The following is a 12,162-nucleotide window of genomic DNA, read 5'->3' as shown; positions in this document are numbered from 1 at the left end:
CTATTTACTCAACTCTTCTGGTGATATTATCTCAAAAATCACCGCTCGACTCAACCATTCGGCTTGATTTTCTTCAACTCCAGGCGGACGTTCATTTTTTCCGACTGCTGTCATCCGTCGGCGATCAATCCCATAACTTTCCAAAGCCGTTTGTACAGTTTGCGATCGCGAAACTGCCAATTTAGCATTTCTTTTTAACTTTTCCTTGGGATGACTGTAGCCAACAATCCGCACATTTAAATTCGGATATTGCTTCAAATATTGAGACACCGGATAAATTTTAACAATCATATCCTCCGACAACAATTCCGCCGAATTCAGATTAAAATAAACTCGCGTAGCAATCGGTAAAGGTTCAACTTGAACAGTGGATACAACAGAATTAACCCCCTCTATCTTTTCAAACGCTTGAGTAACTTTTTGCAGATCGCTTTCCTGAAGCACTTTACCCTGAATTTTGACTTGATCCGGTTCGTACTGAGTGGAAATCGAAATTCCATTCATTTGATTAAGCGTCTCCGTCAACCGTTTAACTTCAGCCTCAACTAATACCGGATCGGGAGGCATTTTAACCGCGATAATATCGTTATCAATCGTCCAATTTGGTACAATTGGCTGTACAACTTTTTCCGCTTTTTCTCGTAAGCGTTGATTGGGTAGCTTTCCATCTAACGTCACCGTATTACCCTTGGCGTCTACCCCCAACCGATAAACCGCTAATTCCGGTTCAGAATCCAACGCTTGAATCACTTGAGTTTCAACCCGATGAATCACACTATTGCGATATTGAACAATCGCAAAAGGAATCAAAACCGAACCCAAAATTACCCCGCTGAGAACCAATAACGTGTTTTTAGATGTATCCTGATGTTGCTTTGTTCCCACTTGCATCAGCTTTTCTAACTCGGCTAAAATTTCAGGAGGAACCGTTTCCGGATCGCCATCAAAAGACTCGATTTCCTTCCCATACTTTTGAGTAATTTTAATCAGCGTTTTACGAATCTTATCGAGAAATATCTTTTTAATTTCTCCTTGAACAATCACAGCCAGATAGCAATATCCCGCCACTTCAATCACAATGCGAGAATCGCCATATTCAATCTCATTAATTTCTTTAATTTCATCCCCTTGTACAATACAATCATTCACAAAACTGCGAATCGCTGTCAGCATTCCCGCCAACATTTCCGATTCCAATCTCGCCTCACCCAACTGCTGAACTTCTGAAATAATCAAACCCGAAGTTTTATGAATCAAAAATACCGCTTGAACGGTACATTTCATCACCTCTTGTAAAATCAGTTCAGCCTCAGAAACCCCCTGAACTCTCGCCCGAATTTTCCGGTTAATTCCCTCAACACTTAAAGCATTAGAAACTTTATCATTAATCTCTCGAATCGCTTCTGCTAAATAGCGAGTAATGGTACTTCCAATCACCGGATAAAGAGCATCAACCATCGCATCTCGCTCTAAAGTCACCTGTTCTTTAATCGCTTTACCCATTGTGGGAGCCAAAGCATCGACAATTTCATCTCGATCTATGCGAATTTGTTCTCGAATCGCCGCCCCAATTTCTGGAGCAATTGCTTGGGCAATTTCTTGAGGAGAATTGCGAATTTGATGTTTAATTGCTTCGGGGATTAAATCCGCGATCGCCGCACTCATTTGTTCTCGATTATCCCGAGCTTTAGCAATAATAATCTCATCAATAATAGGCTTCAAAGCTTGAATCACATCATCTTTAGATTCATTAACTTTTTGACTCAAAATATCGGCAATCCAGGGAAGAATTAACCGGATCAGTTGTTCGGGTTCATAAATTTGATTTTCTAGAGACTTTAACTGAGCAGAAATTTGTTCAAGTAACTGACGAAATTCCGGCAAATCCAACTCAAAAATCTGCTGCTTTAACTGTTCTAAATCCGAGCGAGTCGAGCCAAAAATTAAATCTTGAAGTTGTTCCAATGAATCATCAGAATCCGAACCCTCAGACTCAACACTTAAACCTTTTAACCCTTCTAAAACCTCCAAGACTTCATCAGAATTCGATTCAACGGTTGTCGTCGTTTCCTGCTGATTTTTTTCTTCTTCCAGTGGAGCGACAGAATAACTCACATCAACCGCATCAGAAGGAACTTCTAACAAAGTTTGCAGTGACATTAAATCAATTTCCTTCTCAGATAACTTTGATTGAGACTGAGAAGTTTCTGTAAAGCTTTGAGAATCCGGCGCTGTAAAATCAACTTTATTCCCCGCAGATAAAGGTTCAGATTTTTCATCGATCTCCGACTGTTCTCGGGGGGTTTCTGAATCTTGAGACGGAGAAGAATTAACAGCCTCAAATAAAACTTCAAAGCCTTTTAATCCAACAGATTGATTTTGGGGTGAAGAAGTTGGAGGATCTTCAGAATAATCCTTTTTCTTCTGTTTTTTTCCTCTGGGTTTTTGGGATAAAGCATCCGATGGCTTAGAAGTAGAAGATTCACTCTGAACCCCTTGTAAATCAAGCAATAATTCCAACAAAGGCTCTAAAGCTTTTTCCTCTGAAACCCGGGATTGATTAATTCTTGATGCACCCGAATCAAAAGGGGAAGATTTTGATTTTTTTTTTGAGACTGCCATCGCTTTAACCTAATTATTTTTGATTGGATTCGGGAAGAAAATAATCGCCATTCACCTCTTTTTCAGCGGCTCCCTTTAAAACCGGAACAAACTCCGTTTTTTTCAATCTCATTCCCACTTCAAACAAAATTTCTGCCATCTCACCCCGAGCCAATTTACCCTCACTCAAATGAGCAAAACGCCGTTCTAACTCCTCAAAAACTTGAGTCCTCAGCGTTTGAATTTCCTCGTGAGACTTTTCCCTCGATTGAGCAATTTCCGCTTTCATCAACTTCGTTTGGCTGTCTAAATTTTCTCTAATTACATCAATACTATGAGAAAATTTGCGATTGGTTCCCTCAAGTTGATGTCGAATATCCGATGTTTCTTCCTGAGTGCTGAGAGTTAAAGTTTTAATTTTTTTATCAACTAAATCAACAGCGGTTTGAAGCTCACTCAACAACGCCATCCGCGTTTGTTCAATCCGATCGGTAAGATTTTTTTGGATTAAAGATAAATTAGACTCCAACTGTTCAAAGCGATTATTATATTCTCGGGCTTGCCCTCCGAACAAAATATCACGAATCTGATCAATATTTCCCAAACGTTCCCGCATTTCTTCTTTAGATATATCAGCCATGAGTCTTTTTGTTCCTCTAGTTTGACAAGGGTTTCAATCGAGTTGATCGTCAGATCAGCACATTTGTGCTGTTTAGTTTTAGTGTAACTTGTAGAGTTCACCCCAATCCCATAAAATGTTATAACCTCTTAAAAATCTTAACAAGCGGAATCCCTCAACCTCAACATCGGTTTTCCCCAACACCGACAGTCAACACAAGCGGTACAATAAATCCAGTTGTCACTCAACGCACATTATCTATGACCACTGCTGCACGGGTAAAAACCGAGTACGAAGTCATTATTGGGCTAGAAACCCACTGTCAGCTTAGTACAGAAACCAAAATCTTTTCGAGTTCCTCCACTGCCTTTGGTGCCGATCCCAACACCAATATCGATCCCATCTGTATGGGGCTTCCGGGAGTTCTGCCGGTTCTTAACGAAAAAGTGTTAGAATACGCGGTCAAAGCCGGGTTAGCGCTCAACTGCGAAATTGCCTCCTATAGTAAATTCGATCGTAAGCAATATTTCTATCCCGATCTGCCTAAAAATTATCAAATTTCTCAATACGATCTCCCCATTGCTCAAAACGGTTGGTTAGAAATTGAGATCGTTGATGAAGACGGAAACGCCACCCGCAAAAAAATCGGCATCACTCGCCTGCACATGGAAGAAGACGCCGGAAAACTGGTTCACGCCGGAAGTAGCGATCGCCTTTCCGGTTCAACTCATTCGATGGTTGATTATAATCGGGCGGGAATTGCTTTGGTTGAAATTGTCTCCGAACCCGATATTCGTTCCGGCGTAGAAGCCGCCGAATATGCTCAAGAATTGCGTCGAATTATGCGTTATCTTGGCGTCAGCGATGGCAATATGCAAGAAGGTTCGCTGCGGTGCGATGTGAATATTTCCGTTCGTCCCGTCGGACAAAAAGAATTTGGCACGAAAGTAGAAATCAAAAATATGAACTCTTTTAGTGCCATTCAACGGGCGATAGATTATGAAATAGAACGTCAAATTGCAGCCCTAGAAGCGGGTGAAAAAATCAGTCAAGAAACCCGTTTGTGGGAAGAAGGATCGCAACGGACGATCAGTATGCGAAGTAAAGAAGGTTCGAGCGATTATCGTTATTTTCCCGAACCCGATCTTCCTCCGATTGAAGTTTCTCCCGAACAATTAGAAGAATGGAAAGCGGAACTTCCCGAACTTCCCGCCCAAAGACGTCATCGCTATGAAACCGAGTTGGGATTATCCGCTTATGATACTCGCGTTTTAACTGACGATCGCCTGGTTTCCGAATATTTTGAAACCGCAGTTCAAGCCGGTGCCGATACCAAACAAGCGGCAAACTGGGTGATGGGAGATATTACCGCCTATCTGAAAAATGAAAAACTAACGATTGCTGAAATCGCCCTCCAACCGGAAGCTTTAGCCGAATTAATTGGTTTAATTGATGCCGGCACCATTAGCGGTAAAATTGCCAAAGATATTCTTCCCGAGTTGTTATCAAAAGGCGGTTCGCCGAAGAAGTTAGTCGAGAAAAAAGGCTTAGTTCAAATTTCCGACACGGGAGAGTTGGAAAAAATCATTGATGAAGTGTTGGCTGCCAATCCCGATAAAGTTGAACAGTTCAAAAACGGAAAAACCAAACTGCAAGGCTTTTTTGTCGGTCAAATTATGCAGAAAACCCAAGGGCGAGCCGACCCAAAATTAACCAACAAATTGTTAGGTAAAAAGTTAAATTCCTAACAGTTAAACAAACCCGGTTTCTTCTGTTGACCCCAAAAAACCCGGTGTCTTTGAGAAACCGGGTTTTTAAAATTCAGGATTTTTGATCTTAAAAAAACTATCTTAAAAAAACTGACAATTATAACCGGAGAAACAAGCGGAAATCTGAATAACCGGAGTTCCATCTTTTATACTGAGACAAAGACAGCGTTTTTGAAGGTTAACGTCCGCAGCCCAACAATAAATAGGAATCCCAGAAAAACCCGAACCGTTTGGTAATTTTCCCCGTAAATCTCGAAAGGTAATTGGTTGTTTAGACTTGCTAAAATTCCGGGCAAAAATTGCAGAAGCCAGGATAAAAGCCGAACCAACCGCCCCCAACTCCACACCTTCTAAAGAGATAGAATGACCTTGATTAAGTTGGTCAAGTTCCGGATCGGAAAGGATTAATCCGATTTGCTGAATTCCCCTTTTCAACTCCTGACTGTCTACGATAAAATTTGACGGACGAATTGCTTGAACCATTGTGTTTTCCTCAAAACCAACTATTTAACTCAACTCGACATATTAAAAGCAACCCGCGAAGTATTTATTGGAAATTAAACCAAGCGCTGTGACGAATAAAATCGCTCAAAAAATGAGGCGGATCGGGATCGGGTTTTTGTTGAATAATCCGACGAAATCGCCAACAAGCAAAGCCCAAAATCCAAACCGTATCCGCAACAACGGCGTACATCCAACCATGATTTTTAATAAAATAACGACGCCGAGAATCAAACCAATACTGAGGTAAACGTTTGCGAGAACCGGGTGTCGTTACCCCCGTACTTTGGCCGGCCATGTGCATGACTCGACTTTCGGGAACACGCCAACAAGACCAACCGCCCCGCTTGGCTTGCAGACAAAAATCGGTTTCCTCATAATAGAGAAAATATCCCTCATCGAGCAATCCCACAGACTCAAACACCTGACGACGAACCATCAGACTGGCGCCGGGAAGCCAATCCGCAGGTGCGGGTTCATCGGGCATGGGCTTGGTCATCGTCCAGTTGGAGAGGAGTTTGGAAACAATCCCCAACCGCAAACCCGAATCGAATTCGCTGAGAATGGTATGAAAGCGGAAACTTCTCTGTTTGAAAACCCCCAGGCCATTTACCATCCCGCTTCCGGCTAACCCCACTTCTCGATGAGATTCCATGAAATTAACCAAGGTTTCAATCGCACCGGGATAAACGACAGTATCGGGATTTAGCAACAGAAAATAATCCGGGGGATGTTCCCATTGCAAGGCGGGACGAATGACCGCATTATTACCAAAAGCATAGCCACCGTTACGTTCTAAAGGAATTAAATCCGCCCAATCTTCCCAATGTTCCGATGCGATCGCCGTTTGGATTTGTTCAACGGAATTATCTCCAGAATCGTTATCGGCAACCGCAACCCGAATACCCGGAAAAGATTGCACTTCCCCCTGCAAAGAACGCAAGCAATTAATCGTTAAACTGGGGGTGCAGTAATTAACAATCACCACCAAAACGCGAGTTAAATTCTGAGATTTAGATCCGTTTAAGTTAGACATAAATCCTTCACTTTTGTTGACAGTAATCCATCCGTTTTTGACCTCACCCTTGACCCCCACCAACCTCCCCAATCTCCCTTAATCCCCCCTTGATCCCCCCTTAAAAAGGGGGGTGGGGGGGGTGGCGAAGCCTGGAGGGATTCCCTGAAAAAGGGGGGTGGGGAGTGGGGGGAGGCTATTTGCCCCCTCTCGATTTATAAATAGTCCCATTGACACCTTTTCCCACTAACCCCTCTATAATCTCCCCGATCCCCCCTTGATCCCCCCTTAAAAAGGGGGGTTGGGGGAGATACAATCGTTCCCTCTCGATTAATTAATAGTCCCGAACGGGACACAATTTCCCTCTCCAACTAATCAATAGTCCCTTCGGGACACGATTTTCCCCCTCTCCAACTAATAAATAGTCCCGAACGGGACACAATTTCCCTCTCCTCGTAGGAGAGGGTTAGGGAGAGGTAGGAGAGGGCGCTGCGGTGAGGTGGAAGGGGGAGAGGTGGAAGGGGGAGAGGTGGAAGGGGGAGAGGGTGGGGAGAAGGATAATCGTTAGCGAGGAAAATTTAGACCCGCATCAAGGTATTTTCACCGACACGAGCGCCAATATAGGCTTCTAATTTTTCTGCTAAAACCTGAACATTTGGCTCTTGCAACATACTCGAATGACCGCCAGGAATTGGATACCACTCAACGCCTGCGGTAGACCGTTTGCCCCAACCCAACAGAAAATCTGGTGTTCGGTTGCTGTAAGGTTGATCGTCAATAGACGGGTGATTAACAATCAAAGCTTCAGTCGCTTTCAACAGCAACAACTTACCCCGATAAACCCGAGGAACATAATCTTTTTTGGCAAACATAAACGTAGTTCGCACCCCAATATTTTCTAAGAAAGCCGGCAGTTGATATCCTTTATCCAAGTAATATCGATACAACGATAGCGTCAGATCATCTCGGGTACTGTTAAATTTGCTCTGAGTTTCGTAAACAACCAAATTTTTAACTTTCTGGGTAACAATCTTCAACAAACCAAACAATCGTTGAACCGAATTTTGTTCCGAATTCCCCTGCAACGCTTGAGAAAATCGACTCAAACGGTTTTGATTTCGCCCGTACAGAGGAGCTTCCACATCCATCGAATCCATCAAAACCAACACCGGCACATCCTCACCGAGGGCTTGCAATTGTACCGCAACTTCAAAGGCGAGAACACCCCCGGCGCACAACCCGCCCACTAAATATGGCCCTTGAGGTTGAACGCTGCGAATTTGTTCGACATAATGGGCCGCCATCTCGTCAATTCGAGTGTGAAGAATGGGATATCCATCCCGACTGTGAGGGCGCAACCCATAAAGGGGACGTTCCGAGTCAATATAACGCCCCAATTGTAAATAGGGTAAAAGTTCCCCATCTCCATCGTGAACGAGGAATAAAGGCGGTTTATAACCCCCAGATTTGAGCAACACCAGCGAATTTTTATTAATACTAGAATTGGCCGGAGAAACCACCGTTAACGGTTGTGGATCGTAGCCAAAAGACTCCGCCAATTGTTGAGTAATTTCGCCCAATTGTTGAGGATTGTAATGCTCGCGCCAACTCTCAGCAACTTTCGCTTCAATACCTTTATATTGGTGAAATTTCACATCCCCAATCATCCGGGAATTCGATTGTACCCCATCGGTCATTCGCCCCCGTTGATTTTTGTAAGGTTGCATCATGTCGGGATCAACCTCCAACCCCAGAAATTCACACATCGCGGCAATGCTTTTTTCCGGTTGACAAACTAAATCTTCAAACCGCAAACTGTGCTGACGTTCGGGCGGTACATCGGCGAGGAATTCTCGAATATTTTCATGGCTAACCAACCAAGTTAATTCCGCCAATTGTTGGGTCGGAAAAACCCCTTCGCCCCCAAATTCACCCAACAAATCTAATTTTGCTTTTTCGTAGGAGTGAATCATCCCACCCGGATGGCGGTGCAAGTGAATATAAAGGGCATTCTCAAATTCCCGTTCCGCCCGTTTGAGCATATTAATATCCAGCGCATAAAAGGGCGTTTTATCCACTAAAATTTTACCGGGAATCTGCTCCTGCATCCAGCGATAAAATTGCTGAGTTGTTAACTGTTTTTCCTGTAATTCCTCCATCAGCCTTTGGGCTTCGTCTAATTCGCAGTGGCGAATTTCCATAATCGCCCGCAAACACCCTTCTAACCAGAAACGATTGCGTTCAGAAAAGGCGGAATTTTGTTCAGCTAACGTCCAGAATGATAACAGATGAAGTTCCGGGGGAGCAAATAATTTTGGATGTCCGCCCAAAATCACCCGCAACAAGGTTGAACCGGAACGGGGCGGAGACAAAATAAACACCGCAGGGGGATTTTTCTCGTTTAATTTCTGACGCCGAGTCGGTAAAGTCTTGATTAACTTTCGGAACTCTCGCACCGTTTGAGAATCGATTTTTGGTAAAGAAGATGAAACCGTTTCTTTGACATCCACACCCGACATTTTCATCGCCGCTTCGGGATAGTGAGTGCGAAGATAGGTTGCCAACTGAGCAACGGTGGGCGCATCAAATAAAGCGGAAATATGCAGAATTTCTCCGAGTTCATCTTGCAGCTTATTGAGCGCCCGCAATCCGTTCATCGAATCCCCGCCCAAATCAAAAAATCGATCCTCAATTCCTATCGGTTTAACATTGAGAACATCTTCCCAAATGGCAATAATTCGCCGTTCGAGTTCATCGGTGGGCGGCCGATAATTTTGAGAGGAATTTTTCGAGAAATTCTCAGATGAATTTGCACCGAATAACACCCCGGTTTTCACCGAACTCGAAGCAACTTTCTCCAGATCTTCCGGCGGATCGATCCAATAGCGTTGTCGTTCAAAAGGATAGGTGGGTAAGGGAATCCGACGATAACTGTAGTCCCGATTAAAACCCCCCCAATTAATCGCAATTCCGCAAACATATAATGTTGCTAAACTCTCTAACAACGATTGCCAATCCGATCGCGAACCCTGGAAACCGGGGAGAAAAATCCCTTCCGCTTCTGGCAGTCCCGTTTTAAACTGGGGTTGTTGGCTAATCTCCACAAACACTTGACAACCGCAAGCGTGCAGCACTTGTACCGCCATTTTCATCGATTGGGGTTGGCTTTGGCGATCGCTCCAATAGTCCAAACTCCTCATCTGGGCGATCGCCGACTGTCCAGTTTCGGGAAACAAAATGTCAATCTTGGCCGGAGAAAACGTGACATTCAGTTCTTCCGGGGGCGTTTGATGTAAACCCAATTCTAACCCCAAAAGTGCGATCGCCCCCTTGAGATCGAAGATTCCGGCGACACAGGCGGCCACATATTCGCCCCAACCTTCCGCCACGATTGCCGAGGGTTTAACGCCCCAAACGTTCCACAATTCGGCCTTAGCATAGCTCAGAGCGAACGCTGCCGCTTCTTTATAGGGGGACTGCGCCAACCGCTCCGGCTGCGGTTCAACGCCAAATAAATCGGGGTAGAGCAAGGATAACAGAGATTGACCCAGGTCAACTCGCAACAGGGCATCGCATTGGATCATCGCCCGCTGGAAAGTGGGCAAGCTTTCGTAAAGTTGGCGATCGCAATTGATGACAGGAGAAGTTTGAGTGAACACAAACGCCAATTTTCGCGACCCCCGAGGGAGAATTTCCCCGCCCATTACACCCTCTGCGGTTTTTCCGGCGACAAAGGCGGCCAACTGTTGTTGAACTTGATCGGCCGATTCTGCCACAATTGCCAAGCGGTGGGCAAAATGCGATCGCCCCAATTGAGTTGTTAATCCGATATCGCCCAACCGTTCTTGGGGATGGGTTTCGAGATGCTGCCAATACCGTTGAGCCATTGTTCGTAGGGCGGTTTCGGTTTTGGCCGATAAATTAATCAAATGAAGCGGACGTTCGAGGGGGTTGGGATCGGGTGCAACCGGGGGCGCTTCTTCCAAGACAATATGGGCATTGGTCCCCCCAAAACCCAGGGCTGTAACTCCCGCCCGTCGGGGTATCTCGCCTTTTTCCCAGGGAACCAAACGGGTATTGACATAAAACGGACTATTCTCAAAATCGATTTCCGGGTTGGGGGTTTCAAAATGCAGATGGGGCGGAATTTGTTGGTGTTGGAAAGCCAGAAGCGTTTTAATTAAACCCGTTACCCCGGCGGCGGCTTCTAAGTGACCCACATTGGTTTTCACCGAACCGATGGCGCAAAATTGCTTTTTGTGGGTTTGGGTGCGAAACACTTGGGTTAAAGCATCGACTTCGCTTTTGTCGCCGATCCGGGTTCCGGTGGCGCTGGCTTCGATATAACCGAGGGTTTCCGGGTGAATATCGGCGACAGCTAGGGCTTCGGCGATCGCTTTGGCTTTTCCTTCGACGCTGGAGGCGGTATAGCTGATTTTTTGGCCGCCGTCGTTATTAATGGCCGAACCTTTGATCACCGCATGAATGCAGTCTCGATCGGCGATCGCATCGGACAGGCGTTTAAGAACCACCACACCCACGCCGCTCCCAAAAATCGTTCCTTGTCCCTTGGCATCAAAAGCCCGACAGTGGCCATCGGGAGAAACCAGGCCAATTTCTTCATCTAACAGGTAGCCGCTGCGATGGGGGAAACGGATGGACGAGCCTCCCGCCAAGGCCATATCGCATTCGCCATTTAATAAACTTTGACAGGCGGTGTGAATGGCAACCAAGGAGGTTGAACAGGCGGTTTGAATGGTGAGACTCGGCCCGGTTAAATTGAGTTTGTAGGAGACGCGAGTCGCCAAATAGTCTTTATCGTTGCCGAGATGTTGGAGACTGCCGGTTACACCGTTGAGAATGCGGGTGATATAGCAAGCCGAAAGCAGGTAGCTGCTGGAACTCGAACCCCCGCCCGCATAGACTCCGATGGCGCCATCATAGGCTTCTGGGCTGTAGCCTGCGTGTTCGAGGGACTCCCAAGCACATTCGAGAAACAGCCGATGTTCCGGGTCCATAAATTGGGCTTCGGTTGTTGAGTAATCAAAAAATGCCGCATCAAATTGTTCAACTTCGTCTAAAATTGGGGCGGCTTTGACATAGTTGGGATGGTTGAGTAAAGCCGGATCGATGCCGGAGGCTTTCAGTTCTTCATCGGTGAAAAAGGAGATGGATTCTACCCCGTTTTTGAGGTTATTCCAAAATTCATCGGTATTTTTTGCACCGGGAAAACGACCGGAAAAGCCAACAATTGCCACTCCGTTAATTGAAGTGAATGCACCAGGTTGATTCATGGTTGTGTCTGTAAATTTTACTAATGATTGCTGTGCAATTTTTGTGATGAAATTTTCTAAAAATTCATCCGGTAGAGATCTGGAGGCGAAAATCCAAGCGACTCACGCTTAAGGCAAAGTTTGCAAGAGAGTTTTTTCGGTTGTCAGTTAACAGTTTTTCCTGACTAAAAACCCGGTTTCTTTTACAATACACATCATCTAGAGCGAGGAAGTCGTAGCAGAAACCGGGTTTTTTAGTTTCTACTGTACTGGTTTGGGTGATTGATGAGGTACAAGGTAAAAACCCGGTTTCTTTTACAATACACATCATCTAGAGCGAGGAAGTCGTAGCAGAAACCGGGTTTTTTAGTCTCTACTGTAACC

At 45.1% G+C, this 12,162-nt stretch carries 6 protein-coding genes; 1 reads left to right on the top strand and 5 read right to left on the bottom strand.

The features are described 5' to 3' along the window. Together ACL6C3_RS09895 and ACL6C3_RS09890 are read right to left on the bottom strand one after the other, a co-directional pair. Window positions 1-2,622 (bottom strand): BON domain-containing protein, encoded by a 2,622-nt coding sequence (locus ACL6C3_RS09895; protein WP_413166999.1) that lies wholly within the window; start codon window positions 2,620-2,622, stop codon window positions 1-3. Window positions 2,623-2,635: 13 nt separating this feature from the next. Continuing rightward, the gene (locus tag ACL6C3_RS09890) at window positions 2,636-3,241 is read right to left on the bottom strand and encodes a hypothetical protein (RefSeq protein ID WP_413166998.1); all 606 of its coding nucleotides are present in this window, start codon (window positions 3,239-3,241) and stop codon (window positions 2,636-2,638) included. Between the two features lie 239 nt (window positions 3,242-3,480). Here ACL6C3_RS09890 and gatB point away from each other — a divergent pair, with 239 nt between their 5' ends. Next, window positions 3,481-4,968, top strand: a complete 1,488-nt coding sequence (gatB, locus tag ACL6C3_RS09885; protein ID WP_413166997.1) for an Asp-tRNA(Asn)/Glu-tRNA(Gln) amidotransferase subunit GatB — start codon at window positions 3,481-3,483, stop codon at window positions 4,966-4,968. Between the two features lie 102 nt (window positions 4,969-5,070). Here gatB and ACL6C3_RS09880 read toward each other — a convergent pair whose 3' ends face one another. The 3 genes from ACL6C3_RS09880 to ACL6C3_RS09870 form a co-directional block, all read right to left on the bottom strand. Then, a complete protein-coding gene (locus tag ACL6C3_RS09880) occupies window positions 5,071-5,472 on the bottom strand; it encodes a hypothetical protein (RefSeq protein ID WP_413166996.1) in 402 nt (133 codons plus the stop codon). Between the two features lie 64 nt (window positions 5,473-5,536). Further along, a complete protein-coding gene (locus ACL6C3_RS09875) occupies window positions 5,537-6,526 on the bottom strand; it encodes a glycosyltransferase family 2 protein (RefSeq protein ID WP_413166995.1) in 990 nt (329 codons plus the stop codon). A 557-nt stretch (window positions 6,527-7,083) separates the two neighbouring features. Beyond that, window positions 7,084-11,799: a beta-ketoacyl synthase N-terminal-like domain-containing protein gene (locus ACL6C3_RS09870; protein WP_413166994.1), complete on the bottom strand. Its 4,716-nt coding sequence runs from the start codon at window positions 11,797-11,799 to the stop codon at window positions 7,084-7,086. Between the last annotated feature and the right edge of the window lie 363 nt (window positions 11,800-12,162).

Origin of the sequence: Capilliphycus salinus ALCB114379 (assembly GCF_047276495.1) — a bacterium.
In the GTDB taxonomy this organism is placed as follows: Bacteria; Cyanobacteriota; Cyanobacteriia; order Cyanobacteriales; family Microcoleaceae; genus Capilliphycus; species Capilliphycus salinus.
This window is presented reverse-complemented; position numbering and strand designations above follow the sequence as displayed.

Bases quoted from the DNA above. Each gene is read 5' to 3' on its own strand.
- gatB (WP_413166997.1), top strand. From the start codon at position 3,481: ATGACCACTGCTGCACGGGTAAAAACCGAGTACGAAGTCATTATTGGG.
- ACL6C3_RS09875 (WP_413166995.1), bottom strand. From the start codon at position 6,526: ATGTCTAACTTAAACGGATCTAAATCTCAGAATTTAACTCGCGTTTTG.
- ACL6C3_RS09870 (WP_413166994.1), bottom strand. From the start codon at position 11,799: ATGAATCAACCTGGTGCATTCACTTCAATTAACGGAGTGGCAATTGTT.
- ACL6C3_RS09880 (WP_413166996.1), bottom strand. From the start codon at position 5,472: ATGGTTCAAGCAATTCGTCCGTCAAATTTTATCGTAGACAGTCAGGAG.
- ACL6C3_RS09890 (WP_413166998.1), bottom strand. From the start codon at position 3,241: ATGGCTGATATATCTAAAGAAGAAATGCGGGAACGTTTGGGAAATATT.
- ACL6C3_RS09895 (WP_413166999.1), bottom strand. From the start codon at position 2,622: ATGGCAGTCTCAAAAAAAAAATCAAAATCTTCCCCTTTTGATTCGGGT.